14 protein-coding genes are annotated in these 20,253 nt (G+C 65.3%); 6 read left to right on the forward strand and 8 right to left on the reverse strand.

Annotated features, from left to right (window positions below):
- The first annotated feature begins 22 nt into the window (after positions 1–22).
- A complete protein-coding gene (locus SPMU_RS07450; RefSeq protein WP_088333269.1) occupies positions 23–2,479 on the forward strand; it encodes a TonB-dependent receptor in 2,457 nt (818 codons plus the stop codon).
- Positions 2,480–2,651: 172 nt separating this feature from the next.
- Entirely contained in the window at positions 2,652–5,336 is a 2,685-nt protein-coding gene (locus tag SPMU_RS16870; RefSeq protein ID WP_088333270.1) for an AMP-binding protein, read from the forward strand.
- A 64-nt stretch (positions 5,337–5,400) separates the two neighbouring features.
- Here the strand turns inward: SPMU_RS16870 and SPMU_RS07460 are convergent, their stop codons facing one another.
- Positions 5,401–6,714, reverse strand: a complete 1,314-nt coding sequence (locus SPMU_RS07460) for a sensor histidine kinase (protein WP_088333271.1) — start codon at positions 6,712–6,714, stop codon at positions 5,401–5,403.
- Positions 6,704–8,065: a sigma-54-dependent transcriptional regulator gene (locus SPMU_RS07465; RefSeq protein ID WP_088333272.1), complete on the reverse strand. Its 1,362-nt coding sequence runs from the start codon at positions 8,063–8,065 to the stop codon at positions 6,704–6,706. The genes SPMU_RS07460 and SPMU_RS07465 overlap by 11 nt, the downstream gene beginning before the upstream one ends.
- A gap of 464 nt (positions 8,066–8,529) precedes the next feature.
- Between SPMU_RS07465 and SPMU_RS07470 the strand changes: the two genes are divergently transcribed.
- The 4 genes from SPMU_RS07470 (at position 8,530) to pgmG (ending at position 14,534) form a co-directional block, all read left to right on the forward strand.
- Positions 8,530–9,855 (forward strand): efflux RND transporter periplasmic adaptor subunit, encoded by a 1,326-nt coding sequence (locus SPMU_RS07470; protein WP_088333273.1) that lies wholly within the window; start codon positions 8,530–8,532, stop codon positions 9,853–9,855.
- On the forward strand, positions 9,855–10,535 hold the full coding sequence (locus SPMU_RS07475; protein WP_088333274.1) for an ABC transporter ATP-binding protein: 681 nt from the start codon (positions 9,855–9,857) through the stop codon (positions 10,533–10,535). Before SPMU_RS07470 ends, SPMU_RS07475 begins: the two co-directional genes overlap by 1 nt.
- Positions 10,536–10,589: 54 nt before the next feature.
- Entirely contained in the window at positions 10,590–13,085 is a 2,496-nt protein-coding gene (locus SPMU_RS07480) for an ABC transporter permease (RefSeq protein WP_088333275.1), read from the forward strand.
- An 81-nt stretch (positions 13,086–13,166) separates the two neighbouring features.
- On the forward strand, positions 13,167–14,534 hold the full coding sequence (gene pgmG, locus SPMU_RS07485) for a phosphoglucomutase/phosphomannomutase PgmG (protein ID WP_088333276.1): 1,368 nt from the start codon (positions 13,167–13,169) through the stop codon (positions 14,532–14,534).
- A gap of 81 nt (positions 14,535–14,615) precedes the next feature.
- Here the strand turns inward: pgmG and SPMU_RS07490 are convergent, their stop codons facing one another.
- The 6 genes from SPMU_RS07490 to SPMU_RS07515 all read right to left on the reverse strand — a co-directional run bounded on the left by SPMU_RS07490 (position 14,616) and on the right by SPMU_RS07515 (position 20,234).
- Positions 14,616–14,999 (reverse strand): VOC family protein, encoded by a 384-nt coding sequence (locus tag SPMU_RS07490; protein WP_088333277.1) that lies wholly within the window; start codon positions 14,997–14,999, stop codon positions 14,616–14,618.
- Between the two features lie 104 nt (positions 15,000–15,103).
- Entirely contained in the window at positions 15,104–16,210 is a 1,107-nt protein-coding gene (locus SPMU_RS07495; RefSeq protein WP_088333278.1) for an S-(hydroxymethyl)glutathione dehydrogenase/class III alcohol dehydrogenase, read from the reverse strand.
- 85 nt (positions 16,211–16,295) lie between these two features.
- Entirely contained in the window at positions 16,296–17,321 is a 1,026-nt protein-coding gene (locus SPMU_RS07500; RefSeq protein WP_088333279.1) for a sensor histidine kinase, read from the reverse strand.
- Positions 17,322–17,460: 139 nt separating this feature from the next.
- Entirely contained in the window at positions 17,461–17,904 is a 444-nt protein-coding gene (locus SPMU_RS07505) for a response regulator (RefSeq protein ID WP_076744420.1), read from the reverse strand.
- Between the two features lies 1 nt (position 17,905).
- On the reverse strand, positions 17,906–19,417 hold the full coding sequence (locus SPMU_RS07510; RefSeq protein ID WP_088333280.1) for a sensor histidine kinase: 1,512 nt from the start codon (positions 19,415–19,417) through the stop codon (positions 17,906–17,908).
- A 58-nt stretch (positions 19,418–19,475) separates the two neighbouring features.
- Positions 19,476–20,234, reverse strand: a complete 759-nt coding sequence (locus SPMU_RS07515; RefSeq protein ID WP_088333281.1) for an exonuclease domain-containing protein — start codon at positions 20,232–20,234, stop codon at positions 19,476–19,478.
- Between the last annotated feature and the right edge of the window lie 19 nt (positions 20,235–20,253).

Consider the following 20,253-nt stretch of genomic DNA (forward strand, 5'->3'; position numbering starts at 1 on the left):
TCCGCTCCGGGGAGAAACAGTTATGTTGCGTTATTCTGCGTCCGTGTTCGCATTGTCCGTCGCAATGCTATCCGCCAGCGCGGCCCTGGCACAGGATGCCGCGTCAGCGACGCCGCCCTCGCAGGCCGAGCTGGGATCGGATGGCGCAACCAGCGCCAGTGCCGCCGCGCCGGAGCGCAGCCCGCAGGCCGAAGGCGCAGGGAGCGGTGACATCATCGTCACCGCGCAAAAACGCGAGCAGCGGCTGCAGGACGTGCCGATCGTGGTGTCGGTGCTCAATCAGCAGCAACTCAACGACGCCGGCGTTCGCGACGTCAAGGATCTGCAGACGATCACGCCCGGCCTGAACGTCACGTCCTCCACCAGCCCGGCGCAGACCTCGATCCGCATCCGCGGCGTCGGCACGGTGGGCGACAATCCCGGCCTGGAAAGCTCGGTCGGCACGATCGTTGACGGCGTCTATCGCGCGCGCAGCGGCGTCGCGTTCGGCGACCTCGGTGAGATGGAGCGGGTCGAGGTGCTGAAAGGCCCGCAGTCGACCCTGTTCGGGAAGAACATGTCGGCCGGCGTCATCAACGTCGTCACCGCGGCGCCCAGCTTTAATCCGTCGGCCGAGTTCGTCGGCAGCTACGGCAATTATAACGCGTGGACGATCTCGGGCGCAGCCACGGGCGGTCTGATCGGCGATACGGTCGCCGGCCGCATCTTTGCCCTGAAGCGCGAGCGCGACGGGTTTTGGAAAGTCCGCACCGGTGCCGGCCCGCGGACCAGCGACCGCGCCGACAATGAAAACAACTGGACGGTGCGTGCCCAGCTGCTGATTCGCCCGACCGACGCGATCAACGTGCGGCTGATCGGTGACTGGTCGGAACGCGACGAGGATTGCTGCGTCAACGCGCCCAGCATTGCCGGTCCCACGGCGGCTTTCATCGACGCGCTCGCGCCGGATGCCGGCACGGTGCGCAACGGCGATCCGTTCGACCGCGTCACCTATGCCAATCGCCCGACCGACTTCCGCATCCGCGATCGCGGCGTGTCGGGCGAGGTGAATTGGGAACTGAGCGACAGCCTCGATCTGACTTCGATCACCGCCTATCGCTTCTACCGGTCGAACAGCGGCGTCGACATCGATTATTCGTCCGCCGACCTGTGGTACCGTGGTTCGGACCAGAATTCGAACCAGTTCAAGGTCTTCTCGCAGGAAGCCCGGCTGGCTTATAATGGCGAGCGGCTGAAATCGATCCTGGGCGTCTTCTATGCCGATGAGCGGCTGGTCAGCCGGCAGAACACCTTCTTTGGTTCGGATTACGAGCGGTACTTCGGGCTGCTGCTGTCGGGCGGCACCAACGGCAACGCCATATCGGCGCTCACCGGACTCCCCGTTGGCACGAACTTCGTGGCGAACACGGGCCAGCTGGACACCCATCGCCACCGGGCCAAATCCTTCGCCGTGTTCACGGACAATACGCTGACCATCACCGAAGGTCTCGATCTGACGCTGGGCATCCGTTACACGGACGAGGTGAAGAACGCGACCTCGCGTTATTCCAACACATCGCCGGGTAACGCCTGCGCCGCCGCAATCGCGCGCCGTTTGCCGGCCGCTGCGCTTGGCGCAATTTGCACGCCCACCGCCGACGCCGCCTTCAACGACGCGACGATCTCGCAGCGCCGGCCGGAAAACCGCTGGGCCGGTTCGGCAAAGCTGCAATATCGCATCTCGTCCGAAATCATGGCCTATGGCTCCTACGCCAATGGCTTCAAGTCGGGCGGCTTCAACCTCGATCGTGCGCGGCTTGCCCCTGGTGTGCTCAATCCCGACACGTCGTTCGCGACGGAAAAGGTGGAAAGCTACGAGCTCGGCACCAAGACGACGCTGTTCAATCGCCGCTTGCTGGCGAACATCGCTGGCTTCTACCAGACGTTCGACGATTTCCAGCTCAACACCTATACCGGCGTCAGCTTCGTGGTGACGTCGATCCCCAAGGTCACGTCGAAGGGCGTCGATCTCGACCTGTTGTTCAACACCGGGATCCAGGGCCTGACGCTGAACGCCGGCGCCACCTATGCGGACACCACCTTTGGCGATTTCCCGCCGCCGCTGCCGAACCTCACGCGGCTGTCCGGCAATCGCTTGCCCTATGCCGCGAAGTGGAACGTCACCGGCGGCTTCACCTCCAAGCAGCCGATCACCGACGATTTGAACCTGCGCGCATCCGCCTCGCTGAAATGGTCGTCGCGCTACAACACTGGTTCGAACCTCGATCCGCTGAAGGTGCAGGAGCCGTTCGCGATCCTTAACACCCGCATCGGCATCGAGCCGGCAAGCGAGGCATGGTCGCTGGAGATCTGGGCGCAGAACCTGACGAACTCGCAATTCTATCAGGTGATCGTGGATCAGCCGCTGCAGCTGGGCACCTATGGCGCGTTCCTCGGCCAGCCGCGCCTCTACGGCGTCACCGGCCGCGTGCGCTTCTGATCCCACCGGCCGCTCGGCGGGATGAAGATGGAAGGCGGGCGATCGGGTGGAGAGCCCCGATCGCCCGCCTTCTTTGCGGAGGGATCATCCAAGTTCGGCCTTGCCCTAGCGTCAATCATTCAACACTCATCGCGGCAAGGCCGCACAGCCGGCGCAGCGAGAGGATAAGGACATGGAGCAGCAGCCCGCTGGTAGCGTGAACAATCGCCCCTGGCCGGCGGTCGACCTGCCCGAGGCCTATCGCATCCTGACCGCGCCCGGCGCGCCGTTCGAAACGCGCGAGGAGGTGATCCGCGGCGTTCGCTTGCGCACCTACGTCAACGCCATGAACGATCTGCGCCAGGTGTTCGACCTGGGTCGCAGCTGGGGCGATCGCGAGTTCATCATCTATGAGGGCGAACGCCAGACCTATGGCGCGCATTTCCGCGCGGCCGGGCAGCTCGGCCGGGTGCTCCACGATCGCTTCGGCGTGCGCAGGGGCGATCGGCTGGTGGTCGCCATGCGCAACCTGCCGGAATGGTCGATCGCTTTCTGGGCGGGCATGTCGATCGGCGCCGTCGTTACCCCGCTTAACGCGTGGGGGCTCGGTGACGAGCTCGCTTATGGCATCAGCAATTCCGGCGCGAAGGTGGCGATCGTCGACGGCGAACGGCTGGAACGGCTTGCGCCTTATGCCGATGATCTGAAGCTCGACGGCCTCATCTCGGTACGCACTACGGACGATTACGGCACGGCGGCGGTCCCGCTCGACGATCTGATCGGCCCGCGCGATCGCTACGCCGATCTGCCCGACGATCCGATGCCAGACCCCGGCCTCCACACCGATGATCCCGCCACGATCCTCTACACCAGCGGCACAACCGGTCGGCCGAAGGGTGCGCTCGGCACGCACCGCAACGTCCTCACCAACGTGATCTCGATCGCCTTCGGCGCGGCGCGCGCGACCATCCGCCGCGGCGATCCGCTGCCGGTGCCCGATCCCGAGGCGCCGCAACGGGTGAACCTTTTGCCGGTGCCCTTATTCCACGTCACCGGCACGAATTCGATGCTGATCCCGACGGTGATCGCCGGGGCCAAGCTCATCCTGATGCACAAATGGAATCCAGAACGCTTCCTGGAGCTGGTCGAGGGCGAACGAGTCAATTCCACTACGGGCGTGCCGGCAATGGTGTGGCAGGTGCTGGAATCGCTCGATTTCGCCCGCCGCGACCTCTCCAGCCTCGACAGCTATGGCTATGGCGGCGCCGCGATCGCGCCGGAACTGACGCTGAAGTTCGCGGCGCTGTTCCCGTGGTTCAAGCCGAGCCAGGGCTACGGCGCGACCGAAACCTCCTCAGTCTCGATCACCAACAGCGCGGAAGATTATCTGCGCCACCCTGACAGCGTCGGCTTGCCGGTCCCGGTCTGCGACGTGAAGGTGGTGGATGAAGGGGGCAACGAGCTGCCGCGCGGGCAGGCCGGCGAATTGTGGATCCGCGGCCCCAACGTCGTCGCCGGCTATTGGAACAACCCCGACGCGACCGGCCAGAGTTTCACCGACGGTTGGTATCACACCGGCGACATCTGCCGCATTGATGCGGAAGGCTTCGTCTACCTCCTCGATCGCGCCAAGGACATGCTGATCCGCGGGGGCGAGAACGTCTATTGCGTGGAGATCGAGGACGTTCTCGTCGCCCATCCCGACGTGATGGACGCCGCCGTTGTCGGCCTGCCGCACCGGATCCTTGGCGAAGAAGTCGGCGCACTGGTGCAGTTGCGTCCCGGCGCCTCTCTCAGCGAGGCGGAGCTGATCGCCCATGCCGCACGCCATCTGGCACCGTTCAAGGTGCCGGTGCGTATAGTTGTTCGCACGGAGGAATTCCCGCGCAACGCCAGCGGCAAGACACTGAAGCCGATTTTGAGGGAGGAACTCATCGCCATGCACCCCACCCAAGCCGATGAGGCCGTGCCAGCGCCGCAGCCGATCACCCTTGCCGGTGAACAGATCCCGCTTTTGGCAAAGGCGGAGGCGGGAGAATGGGCCGCCACGCCTGAGGAGGGCCGTGGGCGCGGCAAGCGCATCGGCGCCGCCGTTGCCGCGATCAGTCTCGCCGCGGCGGCTGCCTACCTCGCGCGCGGCGCTGCCCGCCGGGATGAAGAAATCGGCTATCACCCGCTCGACGTGCCCAAGCCGCTCGCCGAGAACCTTTGGATCGTCGACAGCGGCCCGATCAGCGCCTTCGGGCTGAAGCTGCCGATCCGCATGACGGTGATCCGGCTACAGGACGGGGGCCTCTGGCTGCATTCGCCCACCCGCTATACGCCTGCTTTGGCCAAAGCGCTCGCTGCGCTGGGGCCGATCCGCCATCTGGTCGCGCCGACGCTGGCGCATTGGACCTTTCTGGAGGAATGGCAGCGCGCCTGTCCCGACGCGACCGTCTGGGCCGTGCCGGCGCTGCGGCAGCGCGCGCAGGTTCAGCAATCTGCCGTGCGGATCGATAACGATCTGGTGGAGGTCGGCCCGCCCGCCTGGGACGCGGAGCTGCAGCAGGGGCTCGTCCGCGGCGGTGGCGGCTTCGAGGAGGCGTGGTTCTTCCATCGGCCGAGCCGCACGCTGGTGCTGACCGACCTGATCGAAAATCTCGATCCGGCGAAGCTGCGCCGTGCCACGGCCGCCGTGATGCGTGCGACGCTTGCCACCACCGGCACCACGGGCGTTCACCTGCGGTCCGTCTTGCGCCCGCGTGCCCATGCAGTCCGCCTGGAGGTGGACAAGATGGTGGCGCTCGCTCCCGAAACGGTGATCTTCGCGCATGGCGACATCTTCCGCGGCCGGGGCACGGCTCAGCTCGCGGCTGCCTTCGAATGGCTGAAATAGCAGCTGCGCACGGTGCGGCGGGGCATCGCGCCCCGCCGCGTCACACGTTCGGCGCCCCGGCTGACTAGAGGAGCAGGCGGAACAGCGCGCCGCCGCCCGGCGCGTCGTGCACCTCCAGCGTCCCGCCATGCGCCACCGCGATCTGCCGTGCCAGGTTCAGCCCCACGCCCGTGCCCTTTGCCCGCGTGGTGAAGAACGGCAGGAACACTTCCTGCCGCAACTTGGCCGGCACGCCGGGGCCGTTGTCGGCCACTTCGATCATCCCCGGCCGTGCCGCCGCGATGGTCAGCGTCACTTCGGGGTCCGGGCGATGCTCGCCGGCAGCCTGGGCGGCATTGCGCAGCAGATTGAGCAGCAATTGCGACAACAGCGCGCGGTCGCCATGGATCGTTAGCGCGTCGGTGTTCACGTGCAGCGTCACGTTCGGCCATTCGGCGCGGAACAGGCGGGCGTGCTCCTCGGCGAATTCAGCCGCGGCAAAGGCATGCTGCACCACCGTCGGCTCGCGCGCGACCACGCGATAGCTGTCGATGAAGTGCCCCAGCCCCTGCGTGCGCCGCGCCAGCGTCATGGCCGCTTCGCGCGCGTCGGCGATCCGCGCCGCATCCACCGCGTCGTCCGAAAGCAGCGTCGCGGTTGTTTGCGCCAGCGACATGACCGGGGTGAGCGAGTTCAGGATCTCATGGGTCAGCACGCGGATGATGTCGGTCTGCGCCGCCATCTCCACCGCATCCAGCGTTTCCTGCACCGGCTGGACGACCACCGCGCGCGTCCGCCGCCCCAGGCGGTTGAGCGTCGCCTGGCGCACGAGCGTCCGCTTCGCGCGCCCGTCGAGGTTGAGGATCAGCATTTCCTCGCCCGCCGCGTCCTCCTCGGCCAGCCGCCGGGCAAAGGTCGCGCCGTAGGTGGCGAAATCCTCCGGCCGTACCCCTTCGTGCCGCGTGAACAAGGCGCGCGCCGCCTTGTTGCCCGGCTCCACGCGGCCGCCATCGATGGTCAGCAGCGCGATCGGCATGTCGTCGATCAGCGCGTCCTTGTAGCGCAGCTCGGCGTCCGTCTGCCCGCGCTGTTCGCGCAGCCGCCGGATCGTCTCGTTCAGCGCGGTGCCGAGCGTGCCGAACCCTGCGCCACCGGACTCGGGAAAGTGCGCGGCAAAGTCACCGAGCCGCACCGCCTCCAGGAACCGCGCCAGTTCGAAGTTGGTGCGCGCGACATGCCGCCACAGGGCTCCAGCGGCCAGCACCGATACGCCGATCGCCACCACCCGCACCATCACCAAAGATGGCGTGCGGAACGCCCACACCACCGCCATCAGCGCCAGCAGCAGCACCGATATGCGGAAGATCAGCCCAAGCGTGAAGCGCCGGTCAAAGCCCATGCTTTTCCATGCGACGATAGAGTGCGGCGCGCGACAGGCCCAGTTCGCTGGCGGCAAGCGTGATGTTGTAGCCGTGCTTGCGCAGCGCCTCTTCCACCAGCCGCCGCTCAACCCGATCAAGGTTCAGATCGGGTGCAGGCTGGGCAGGTTGCGGAACAGGCCGAAACATGCCCGGCTCCAGGCCGAGGTCTTCCGGTTCAAGCATCTGGCGGGCCGAAAGAATGGTGGCCCGCTCAACCGCATGGCGCAGCGCGCGCACGTTGCCGGGCCAATTATGCGCGATCAGCGCGGCGCGCGCCGCATCGCTGAGCGACGGGCAGGGGCGGTCGTAGCGTGCGGCATAATGGCTCAGGAAATGCTCCGCGAGCTCAATCACGTCCTCCGGTCGCTCGGCCAGCGGGGGCAGGGCGATCTCCACCGTGTTGAGCCGATAGAGCAGATCCTGCCGGAATACCCGCTCGTCCATCAGCCGCTCGCGCGGCATGTTGGTCGCGGCGATCACGCGAATGTTGACCTTTACCGGCTTGTTCGCCCCCACCGGCGTCACTTGCCGCTGCTCCAGCGCGGTCAGCAACTTGGGTTGCAGATGAAGCGGCAGGTTGCCGATCTCGTCGAGAAACAGCGTGCCCCCGTCCGCCGCCTGGATGCGCCCGACCCGGTCCGTCTTGGCATCGGTGAATGCGCCTTTCACATGGCCGAACAGTTCGCTGTCGATCAGTTCGGTCGCGATCGCACCCAGATCCACCGTCTGCAGCACGTTCGCAGCACGCAGTGAGCGGGCGTGCAACTCGCGCGCAACGACTTCCTTGCCGGTCCCATTCTGGCCTAATATCAAGACGTTGGCATCGGTCGGCGCCGCACGCTCGATTAACGAATGCACCCGCGCCATTGCCGGTGAATGGCCCAGCAATGGAGACTTGGCGGTGGGCGAGGGCCGCGGCGCGCCAGCGGCAGTGCGCGATCGGCGCAGCGCAGCGGCCGTGCGCACGGTGGCAAGCAACCGGTCGTTCGACCAAGGCTTGGGCACGAAGTCGGTAGCCCCGCGCTTCATCGCCGCAACCGCCACGTGAACACCCGCGTGGGCGGTAATCATCACCACCACCATTTCCGGGTCGATCGCGGTCAGCCGGTCTAGCCAGGCCAGCCCTTCGCTCGCATCGGTGGCGCCGCGCGCGAAATTCGCATCCAGCAGCACGACGTCCGGCGTCCGGCCCTCGATCTCGGGCAATGCCTCCTCGGGGCTTCGCGCTGTCACGATCTCCCGGAATAGCGGGCGCAGCAGCAAGCGCGCCGCCAATAGGATATCGTCGTCATCGTCGACGATCACGCAGCGATTGAATTCAGGCCCCATCCCGTCCGTTCTCGTACAGTCACCGTTCGGCTTTGGACAATCAAGTCTCGTGCCAGCTCTATCAATCGACAGCTTTTCAACGTCTTGTGTGTTTTCGCCGTTTTATCGGCTCTGTGCATCGTCCTAAATCTTGGCGGCGGCGCCTTGAAGCTCGTATTTTTTCCAGCGCCCGACAGGGCCAAAGCCTGCGCCGCTGGCGCATCGGTCGCGCCCACTTAGGCAGGTCGGAGCGGCGTTGCCGGCATTTGGCACGCAGCCTGCAAAACAGTCCGCCATGACCCAAGCGCCCCTCGCCCGTTTGATGCTCCTGATAGCCATCGCGTTGGCCAGCGTTGCCCTCGTTAGGGCGCCGGATAACGCTTCAACGCCCACGATCGCTCTGTCGCTCGCTACCCCGCACTTCAGCTTCTCGGTGGCGTTGTGAACCGTCCGATTTCGCACATCCCTGTTCGGAAGTGGACGCGATGAGCGTTCTTCGCATGCCGCAGGATCACGCGGCGGAGCCGCGCGCCGTATCGGGGAGCGGGATGGACCGTGTGGTCGCGCGCAAGCGGCTCCCCCGGGCATGGGTCATCGCCGGCGCCGTCGCCGCGCTCGTCGCCGCCGCTTTGCTGTTCTGGTGGCTGGCGCCGCGCCCGGGCACGCAATCGATTGCCGCTGATCGTCTGACAATCGCCGCCGTGCAGCGGGGCACGTTCGAGGATTACATCCCGCTACGCACGCGCGTCACGCCGCTGCTCACCGTCTATATCGATGCGATCGAGGGCGGGCGGGTCGAGAAGGTGCTGGTGGAGGATGGCGCCATGTTGGCCAAGGGCCAGCCCATTGCCCTCCTTTCCAACGCCGAGCTTCAACTGTCGACGCTCGCTCGTCAGACCGAAGTCGAGCAGCAGATCAACAACATGCGCTCTCAGGAATTGTCATTGGCGCAGACCCGCGTGCTGAACGATCGCGCCGTGCTCGAGGCGCAGCTGGCACTGGAAAAGGCGCAGCGGCAGTTCAACCGGGAGGCGCCGCTTGCCGCGCGCGGCTTTGTGGCGGGCCGTCAGTTCGAGGACACCGGCGATCAGCTGCGCTACGAGCGCCAGCGGTTCGCCGTGGTGCGCCAAGGGCGTAGTACGGATGATAAGCTGCAACGCAGCCAGCTGGCGCAGCAGCGTGCCTCCACCGCCTCGCTTCAGGCCGGGCTGGAGCTGGCCCGCGCCAATCTCGACGCGCTGAACCTGCGCGCGCCGGTCGCGGGGCAGCTATCGGGCTTTTCGATCCAGGTCGGGCAATCCATGTCGCGTGGCGAGCGGATCGGCCAGATCGACTCGCCCGGCCGCAACAAGCTGCAAGCCGGCGTGGATGAATTCTTCCTCGGCCGTGTCGAGGTCGGCCAAAAGGCGCGGATCGATGCCGGCAATCGCACCCATATGGCGCGCGTCACCAAGATCTTCCCGCAGGTTCAGAACGGTCAGTTCCAGATCGAGCTTCAGTTCGTAAGCGCCGAGCCCGAGCGGTTGCAGCGCGGCCAGACCGTACAGGCGCGGCTGACGCTTAGCGACCCGGCACCGGCGCTGCTCATTCCCAATGGTGCCTTCTACAACGACACTGGCGGTGCCTGGGTCTTCGTGGTCGCGCCCGATGGCCGCTCCGCGATGAAGCGGCAGGTGCGGCTTGGCCGCCGCAACAATGATCATGTCGAGGTGCTCGACGGGCTCACCGCCGGTGAGCGCGTGATCACCTCACCCTACACCGGGTTCGCCGACAAGGACGCGCTCGATCTCACCCAAGGAAAGGATGTTTGATGCTCCGGATGCGTGACGTGGCGCGGCTGTACCGCACCGACAGCGTCGAGACGGTGGCGCTGGACGGGATCGACCTGGACATCGCCTCCGGGGAGTTCGTCGCCATCATGGGCCCGTCGGGCTGCGGCAAGTCGACCCTGCTGAACGTCGTCGGCCTGCTCGATAGCCCGACGAGCGGCTCTTACGTCTTCGACGGCACCGAGGTCGCAGCGCTGGGCGAGGCGAAGCTCGCGGCATTTCGCAAGGCGAACATTGGCTTCATCTTTCAGAGCTTCAACCTCGTCGACGAACTGACCGTCCGCGACAACATCGAGCTCGCGCTCCTCTACCACGACGTGTCCGCGAAGGAGCGGCGCACCCGAACGGACGAGGTGATGGACCGGGTAGGCATCGCACATCGCGCGCGTCATCGCCCCAGCCAGCTTTCCGGCGGTCAGCAGCAGCGGGTCGCGGTTGCCCGCGCCCTGGTGGCGGCGCCCAAGCTGATCCTTGCGGACGAGCCGACCGGCAATCTCGACACCAATCATGGTGAGGAAGTGATGCGCATGCTCCAGCAGTTGAACGGTGAAGGCTCCACGATCGTGATGGTCACCCACTCGCCCGCGCATGCCGATTACGCGAGCCGCGTGGTCAACATGCTGGACGGTCGCATTCTCCAGGAACGTCGTCGCGCTGCTTGAAGGCGCCCGTTCCTCTCATCCAGCCTGTCGGACCCGCCTAGGAGGCGCCCTGCCATGTGGCGAAACTATCTTACCGTTTCGATCAACGCTCTGGCCAAGAACCGCGTTTATTCGATCATCAACTTGCTGGGCCTGGCGATCGGCATGGCCGCCTGCCTGTTGATCCTGGCTTTCATCCGCTATGAAACCAGCTTCGATCGCTGGGTACGGGGCGGCGAGAACACCTATCAGCTACAAACCTATTTCCCCAACCCGCGGGACGGACCGCCATTTTTCCTGCAAATGGCGAGCTATGTCGCCGAGGAGCGGATCAAGAAGGATTTCCCGCAGGTCGAAAGCACCGTGTACTTGCTCGCGGGCAGCCCCACGATCGTCAAGGACGGGCAGGTCACGACGGCGAAGGATTATCTGGTCGCCAACGGCGATCTGCTGTCGGTCATCGACCTGCCGGTGCTGCGGGGGTCGAAGACGGCGCTCAATGCGCCGGACACCGCCATCCTGACCCGCTCGGAAGCGGTGCGGCAGTTCGGCACCGACGACGTGGTCGGCCGCACCATGAGCCTCATTCAAAAGGGCAAGACTTACGATTACCGCATCAACGCAGTTGTCGCGGATCTGCCGAAAAACTCGCACCTGAAGATCAATGCCGTCGTGCGCCGCGATTTCCCCTCTTATTTCGCGCAGGAGCGGGAGTTCCTGACGTGCTGGGGCTGCCAGTCTGGCTGGGTCTATGTGAAGCTGAAGCCGGGCAGCAATGCCGACGCCATCAACGCGCAGATGCCCGCCTGGGAAAAGCGCAACATCCCCGATGAAAACTTTGGCGGTGGCCGCTTCAACGCAGGGGATGAAGCCGATTGGAAATTGCTGCCGATCGCTGACGTGCACCTGGGAAAAGCGCAGGCGGGCGCAATGACGCCCGGCAACGATCGCGGGACGATCGCAACCTTTGCCGTCATCGCGATCCTGATTCTCAGCATGGCGGTGGTGAACTTCACCAACCTGGCCACCGCGCGTGCCGGCAAGCGCGCGCGTGAGGTGGCGCTGCGCAAGGTGCTCGGCGCCACGCGCAAGCAGCTCATCGGCCAGTTCGTCGGTGAATCCTTGCTCGTTGCGCTGATCGCGGTAGTGATCGCGCTCGCCTTGTCGGAGCTGCTGATCCGGCCGTTCGCCTCCTTCCTGGATGCCGATCTTACCTTTGGCTATTTTGGCGAGAGCGGCATGCTCCTCCCGGCGTTGGCGCTGGTGGTAATTGTCGGTTTGCTGGGCGGGCTCTACCCCGCCTTCTTCCTCTCGCGGTTCCAGCCGGCCAGCGTGCTGAAGGCCAACAAATCCTCTGCCGAGACGCCGGGCAGCGGGCGGTTGCGCAGTATCCTGGTCATCGGGCAGTTCGCGATTTCGATCGCGCTCATCATCTGCACAGCGATCGTGTACGGCCAGACGGTGTACGCGCGGTCGGTCGACCCCGGGTACAAGCGTGATCACATCCTTCAGGTCGAAAATCTGAGCCGCTATCAGCTGATCGGTCGCGGTGAGCAGCTGGTGGAGCGCATGAAGCGCGTGCCGGGCGTGGTTGCAGTGGGCCGTACGGACATCGGCGTCGCCACGACGAACAACAGCAACACGGGCGTTCTGGTACCCGGCCGTTCGGAGCCGGTTACGCTAGGCCGCTATCGCGTGGACACAGGGTTCCGCGATGCCATGGGGCTGGATGTCGTTGCCGGCCGCTGGTTCGACCCCGCCCGTCCCATGGACGACCAGACTCTCACGTTTCCCGAGACTCCTGAGCAAACCCGCGCGCTTGTTGCCCGCGGGGCCAACGTCGTGATCAACGAATTCGCCGCGCGTAAACTGGGCGCCCGCACCCCGCAAGAGATCATCGGCAAGACCTTTGGGCTGGGCATTTCTGCTGACAGTGGACCGATGCCGGTCACGGTGGTTGGTGTGGTGAAGGATTCGCGCTTCCGTTCGGTACGCGATCCGCTGGATCCGATCGTGTTCCTCGGTACCCGCGAAGGGACGACCCACATGGTGATCCGCTACGACGGCGATCCCGCTGCGGTTCGCGCCGGTGTTGAACGGGTCTGGAAACAGGCGGTCAGCGACGTGCCCTTTGAAGCGCAGTTCAGCGACGCGATCGTCGAGGATCTGTACAAGGCGGAGGAGCGCCGCGCGCAGATATTCGCCGGTTTCGCGATCCTTGCCGTCGTGATCGCCTGCCTCGGCCTGTTCGGCCTTGCTGCCTTCACGGCGGAGCGGCGGACCAAGGAGATCGGCATTCGGAAGGTCCTTGGCGCCCGCACGCTTGATATCGTGCGGCTGCTGGTCTGGCAGTTCAGCCGGCCTGTGCTGGTCGCCAATCTCCTCGCCTGGCCAGTCGCCTGGTGGGTGATGCGTGACTGGCTGAACAGCTTCGACACCCGCATGGCGCTGACACCCGTGCCATTCCTGCTGGCGGGTGCGTTGGCGCTGACGATCGCCGTTGTCACGATCGCTGGGCACGCTTTCAAGGTGGCACGGGCCAATCCGATCAAGGCGCTGCGATACGAATAAGCGCGGGGGAGAAGGGCGCTGCGGGCAGTCACGCCTGAAACGGGGGTGACGAGGGCAGCGGCCGCCGCGTAAGCAGGAGGGATGCGGCACCGTCTCCCCCCGTCGATCCTGCGCGAATATGATATCCGCGGCACTGTCGGCCGAACGTTGGACGCGGCGGACGCAACGGCGATCGGGCGGGCCTTTGGATCGATTGTCCGAAGGGGCGGGGGCCGGCGGGTCGTCGTTGGCCGTGACGGCCGCCTCTCCTCGCCGACGCTTGAGGCGGCGCTGGTCGAGGGCCTGTGTGCTGCGGGCATCGATGTCGTGCGGATCGGGGTCGGCCCATCCCCCATGCTTTACCATGCCGAGCGCCACCTCGACGTGGATGGCGGCATCCAAGTGACGGGAAGCCATAATCCGCGCGATGACAATGGCTTCAAGATGGTGCTCGGCCATCGGCCGTTCTTCGGATCAGACATCACGGCACTGGCGGCGCTTTCGGAGAAGGGCGATGTGGAGAGCGGCGCTGGGCGCGTCAGCGACGCCGAAACGCTCATCGAGTACGTCGCCAGGCTGGTCGAGGGTGACAGCCTCGCGGCGCTGCGCATCGGCTGGGATGCGGGCAACGGTGCCGCCGGACCCGCCGTCGAGCGCCTCGTTCAGCTGCTGCCGGGTGAGCATCACCTGTTGTTCACCCAGGTGGACGGCAACTTTCCCAACCATCACCCCGATCCTACCGAAGAATCGAACCTTGCCGATTTGAAGGCGCTGGTCGCCCGGGAAAAGCTCGATTTTGGTGTGGCTTTTGACGGAGATGGCGACCGGATCGGTGCGGTCGACGGCGAAGGTCGCGTGATCGCCGGCGATCAGCTGCTTTCCATTCTCGCGGAGCCTGTCCTCCGCCAGCGGCCCGGCGCGGCGATCGTCGCGGATGTGAAGGCGAGTGCCACCTTGTTCGACCGGATCGCCGAACTGGGCGGACGGCCGATGATGTGGAAAAGTGGCCACAGCAACATCAAAACCATGATGCACGAGGTCGGTGCCCCACTCGCCGGAGAGATGAGCGGCCATATCTTTTTCGGCGAACTGGGTGGGCACGATGACGCGCTCTACGCGGCGGTGCAGCTCGTCCGGGCGATCGGCGCAAGCGGCGGCACGCTCGCGGAAATGCGCGATGCCATGCCAGCCGTGGTGGCGACGCCGGAACTGCGGTTTCCGGTCGATGAGGCGCGGCGCGAAGCCGTGGTGCAGGAGGTGCTGGAGCGGCTTGCTGCGGACGGCGCGCAGGTTGATCGTACCGACGGCGCGCGGGTGACGACACAGGACGGCTGGTGGCTGCTACGCGCGTCCAATACGCAGGCGATGTTGACGGCCCGCGCCGAAGCGGCGGATCAGGCCGCGCTCGATCGGCTCGTCGCCGCAATCGATGCGCAACTGGCGCTAAGCGGCGTCACGCGAACGGCCTGAACCGCGGTTCGTGGGCAAGGCGCGGGAAGCGTCCCACCGCCTTGCACGGCGGCGGGGCGCTTCCCACGGTCTACTGTCGTATCAGCCGGCCATCCGGTGCATCGCACACAGCTTGTTGCCGTCTGGATCGCGCAGATAGGCAAGGTACAGATTGCCGAATGCGGCCGACCGTACGCCCGGCGCATCCTCGATCGGCTCGCCGCCATTCTCGACACCGGCCTTGTGCCAAGCGTCCGCCTGCTCGGGCCCCGACACGGTGAAGCCGATCGTGCCGCCGTTGGCATGCGTCGCCGGCTCGCCGTCGATCGGCTTGGAGACCAGGAACAGACCGCCGTTATTCATGTATATCAGGCGGCCCTTGTCGTCCTCGATTGCCGGATTGCCACCCAGCGTGCCGAACAGGGCATCGTAGAATTTACGCGAACGCGCGATGTCGTTCGATCCAACCATGACGTGGCTGAACATTGGTCCTCTCCCCTAATTGAGGAGGCAGTCATGCCCATCAGCCGGGGCTGAGTCGAGAGGCGGGCGCCATTTCACCCGCCGCCCCGCCATCACCCGTCAGCGGCTCAATACACCACCACGCTGCGGATGCTTTCGCCCGCATGCATCAGGTCGAAACCCTTGTTGATCTCGTCGAGCGTCAGCCGGTGCGTGATCATCGGATCGATCTGAATCAGGCCGTTCATGTACCAGTCGACGATCTTGGGCACGTCGGTGCGCCCGCGTGCGCCGCCAAAGGCCGTTCCCTTCCAAACCCGACCCGTGACGAGCTGAAACGGGCGCGTCGCGATCTCTTTGCCGGCCTCTGCCACGCCGATGACGATTGACTCGCCCCAGCCGCGATGCGCGCTTTCCAGCGCCTGACGCATCACCACCGTGTTTCCAGTGCAATCAAAGGTATAGTCCCCGCCGCCGTCGGTCATCGCGACCAGATGCTGGACGATGTCGCCGACGTCCTTCGGGTTCACGAAATCGGTCATGCCGAACTTGCGGCCCCATTCCTCGCGGTCCGGGTTGATGTCTACGCCCACGATCCGCGCGGCGCCGGCGAACTTGGCGCCCTGGATAACGTTGAGGCCAATGCCGCCCAGACCGAACACGATAACGGTCGCGCCCGGCTCCACCTTGGCCGTGTGGACAACCGCGCCCACGCCGGTCGTCACCCCGCAGCCAATGTAGCAACTGGTATCGCACGGCGCGTCCGTACGGATCTTTGCAAGAGCGATCTCCGGCAGCACGGTGAAGTTCGAGAAGGTCGAGCAGCCCATGTAATGGAAGATCTGCTGGCCCTTGTAGCTGAAGCGGCTGGTGCCGTCCGGCATCACGCCCTTGCCCTGTGTCGCGCGGATCGCAGTGCACAGGTTCGTCTTCTGGCTGAGGCACGACTTACACTGGCGGCATTCGGGCGTGTAGAGCGGGATGACGTGATCGTCCGGCGCCACGCTCGTCACGCCCGCGCCCACTTCGCGCACGATGCCGCAGCCCTCATGGCCGAGGATCGACGGGAAGATGCCTTCGGAGTCGAGCCCGTCCAGCGTGTAGGCATCGGTGTGGCAAATGCCCGTCGCCATGATCTCGACCAGCACCTCGCCGGCCTTCGGGCCTTCCAGGTCGAGTTCGACGATCTCCAGCGGCTTCTTCGCCTCGAACGCTACGGCGGCACGGGTCTTCATTGGGGCGCTCCTTGCTTGGGCTCGCCCGCCTTCTAGGGTGAAATCAGGGGATTTCCAGCACCTGACCGTTGCCGCGACCGAGGGGTTAGGCGAGCGCCACCCGCAGAACGGCGCGCGTGCCGCGGTGCGCCGGATCATATTCGATGGTTGATTGCAGGCTCTGCGCCATCGCGCGGATCAGCTTCGTGCCAACGCCAGTGCCGCCGGGCGAGATGCCTTCGGACATGCCGATCCCATCATCTTCCACCGCCAGCAGGAACACGTCGTCCCCTTCGCGGTGCAACGCGATGCGCACCTCGCCGCTGCCGCTGGGATAGGCATATTTGCAGGCGTTGCTGACCAGCTCGGTTACGATCACGCCCAGCGACACCGCCCGGTCGGTCGGCAGCCGGATCGGATCGGCCGCGAGCCTGAGCGCGCGCGGGCGATCGATGGTGGACCAGGTTTCCGCCAGCTCATCGACCAGCGTGCTCAGATATTCGCGCATGTCGACGTGCTCGACATCGCCGCCAGTGTAGAGCCGGCGGTGCACCTGCGCGATTGCGCTGATCCGGCGTTGTGTATCCTCCAGCGCCGCGCGGGCGGCCGGATCGCTGAGTGCGCCGGCCTGCAGCCGCACCATCGCGGACACAAGTTGGAGCGAATTGGCCACGCGATGATTGACCTCGGCCAGCAGCGCTTCGAGCCGAGCATTGGAGACGCGCAGCGATTCCTCCGCAGCGGCTTTCTGCTTTTCCAGCTGAGCGTGCGAGACAACGGTGCGGAACGATGCATCGAGCAGGTCGAAGAAATCGTCGCCAACCGATTTCACCACATAATCGGACGCACCCGCGCGCAGCGCCGCGACCGCGACGCGCTGCTCTTCGGAGCCGGTTACATAGACGACGCTGGGGGGATCGGGCAGCTCGCGAAGGCGCGCCAGCGTCTCCAGCCCGTCGATGCCGGGCATATAATGATCAACGGCGACGAGATTGAAATGTTGTTCGGCGGCGATGCGCACCCCGAGTTCGCCGCCATCAGCCGTGGTCACATCCCAGCCGCGACGGGCAAGCGCGCGCGAGGCCAGGCGGCGGATGCCCTCGTCATCATCGATGTAGAGAATGCGATCCATCAGGCGAGCGCATCCGCGTCGCCGCAGGCGCTGGCCCGGCGAGCGCGCAGGGCTGCGAAGATCGCCGAGCGCACGCAGCCGTCCGCATCGCCGCTGCGAGGCGGCTGACGATGGGAGGCGAAAAGGCGCGCGCCGTGCGTCATTCCTCGATGTCGGGAACTTGGATCACCGACAGGAACAGGCCAAGCTGCCGGATCGCCTGGGCGAAGCTTTCGTAGTTCACAGGCTTGGTGATGTAGACGTTGGCGCCCAGATCGTAGCAGCGCTGGATCTCGCGGCTGTCGTCGGTGGTGGTCAGCACCACGACCGGCGTGCGCTTCACCGGCCCATCGGACTGTTTGATCTTTGCCAGGATATCCGTCCCGCTCATGTCGGGAAGGTTGAGATCCAGCAGCACCAGCGCCGGGCCATTCAGCATCGGCCCATCGGGCGCGTTGAAGAGATAGTCGAGCGCGCTCGTCCCATCCAGGAAATGCTTGATGTCGTTGAGAATGCCCGCGCGGCGGATGTTCTTCTCGATCAGCCGGGCGTGGCCTTCGTCATCCTCGATCATCACGATGCTGACGGATTGGTGTGCGTTCATCTCAAGATTTTTCCTGAAGGCTCAGCGTCGACGGCAGCGATAGGCGGAAGGTTGCGCCTTCGCCAAGTGCCGAGCGCAAGGTAATTGTGCCGCCCAGGCGATAGGCGAGGGCGCGCACATGAGCGAGGCCGATCCCCTCGCCGGGCTGGTCCTGTGTGCCCGAACGGCGAAACAGGTCAAACACACGCTCATGATCTCGCGGATCGATGCCGCGACCATTATCCGAAACTTCAATCCAGACGCGGTCGCCCCCTGCGGCGCCGCTAACCTGCACTTCGACCGGGCGGTCGGGATGGCGGTATTTAACCGCATTCTCGATCAGATTGGACAGGATCTGTTCGATCGCCACACGGTCGCTGACAAGCGCCGGGAGGTTGCCGACCACATCAATCCGGGCGCCGGTTTCGTCGAGCCTATGAGCCATGGAGTCACGGATCTGGCTCACCATGCGCATCAGATCGAGCGTCTCAGGGGCAAGCACACGCCGTCCCTGGCGAGACAGCGCGAGGATCGCGTTGATCAGCCGGTCCATCTTCTGCGTGGAGGTGCGGATGAAGCCGATTGCCTCCGGTAAATCTTCCTGTGCGGCAAGGCGGGCGTCATCGGTCAGAATGTCCGGTGCGTCCTGCTCCGCCTGCTCCACCAACTCACGCAGCGTCGCGGTTGCGGCTTCCAGTTCCGCGGTGAAGCCCATCACGTTCACCAGCGGCGAGCGGAGATCATGGCTGACGATATAGGCAAATCGCTGGATTTCGTCGTTGGCCCGCGACAGATCCGACGTGCGATCCACCACGATCGCTTCCAAGCTTTCGTTCAATTGCTGCAACTGCTCGCGCGATTGCGCCAGATCCCCCGTGTAACGCACCACTACCAGCAGCGCCGAAATTGCCACGGCGGCCAGCAGCAGCCCGGCAACTACGAGCACAGTGTAGAACAGGCTGATGCTGCGTTCCTGTTGCGCATCGCGAATGGCCAGCAATGCGCGCTCTTCACGAGTCATCTGATCGAAAACGGCGCGAACCTCGCGAAATCGCGCGCTGCTCATCTCCGTTTGGAACAGCTCTCTCGCTTCGCCTACCTTGCCTGCGACGATCAACTCAACCGATTGCCCCCGCAGCGTCTGCAATTCCCGGAGATGTTGCTCCAGCTTGCGGATGTGCGCCTGCTGCCGCGGATTGTCGTACGTCAGCTGCCGCAGCTTCTTTTCGGCACGCGGCAGCGCCTTTGCCGCATCGTTATAAGCCTCAAGAAAGCGCGGTGTGCCGGGCGACAGGAGGTATCCGCGACGGGCCGTCTCGCCCTGTTCGATCAGGCGCCGGGTATCCGCAATCGCGAGTTCGACCTCGTACGTGTGGGACACGGCCTGGCTGTGTTTCGCCAGTTCGCCAGTCACCCATGCGGCGGCAAAGCCGGCGGCGAGCAGCGCGAGAAAGCCGACGGCCATGAAGGCGATCAGCACGCGCCCGATCCTGCCTTCGCCTGCAGCGAAGCTTTGCCCCTGTTCCCCGGCCATCGGCCAACCGTCTAGAAGCGGTTTGGCGAAAACGCCAGAGGTGCTGCCATGCCCTTGTTTACAGGAGCAGTTCCTGCGCGCTCATACGCCCGACCAGCCCGCCACCCTTGCGGCGTGCGAGTTCCGTCTCGGCGGTAAAGCGCACGTCGGGATCGCGATCGGTCAGGAACTTGACCAGGCTCTCCTCCTCGATCTCGTTCCACGGCTTGCCGCGATCAACGCCAAAGCGAACGCGCGGCAGCAGCGCGGGAATGTTCGACCATTCGATCAGCTGCGCCACGCTTGCTTCGTTGAGCTGGTCCCGCAGATGATGGGCGGTGACATAGGCGTCCGGAAAGGCGCGATGCGCCGGCAGCCCGCGCTCGTGATCCAGCCCGTCGGGCTTGCGCCAATATCGCAGTACCTGGTTGGAGAAGCTGGGTGAATCGGGCCACAGTCGCAGCGCGCACTTCCAGGTGCAGATCCACTGCGCACCGTGGGTCATGGCAGAGGTGCAGAACTGCTGCTCGAAATCGGCGCGGTGGGCGGCGAGCGCCACGCGGCGCGGATAGGGATCCAGCACGGCGCGTGCCACGTCATGCCACCAGGGGGCGTCGGCCACGTCTTCGTCCCGGATGTGGTGGATCGCCTGGGTAACCGGCGGCATCGAGCGGCCCGGATTGACCAGCCGGTTGCCGCCCTCGCCGTACAATTCCCAGCGCCCATCGGCCCCAAGCGCGACATCCTGCCACCCGATTTCGCACACGCCATGCTGGGGCGGGGCATTGCCGGTGGTCTCGAGATCGATGACGCGGATGATGCTTGGTTGGCGACGCATGGGTCTCATGTGGGGGTTG

Origin of the sequence: Sphingomonas mucosissima (assembly GCF_002197665.1) — a bacterium.
Classification (GTDB): domain Bacteria; phylum Pseudomonadota; class Alphaproteobacteria; order Sphingomonadales; family Sphingomonadaceae; genus Sphingomonas; species Sphingomonas mucosissima.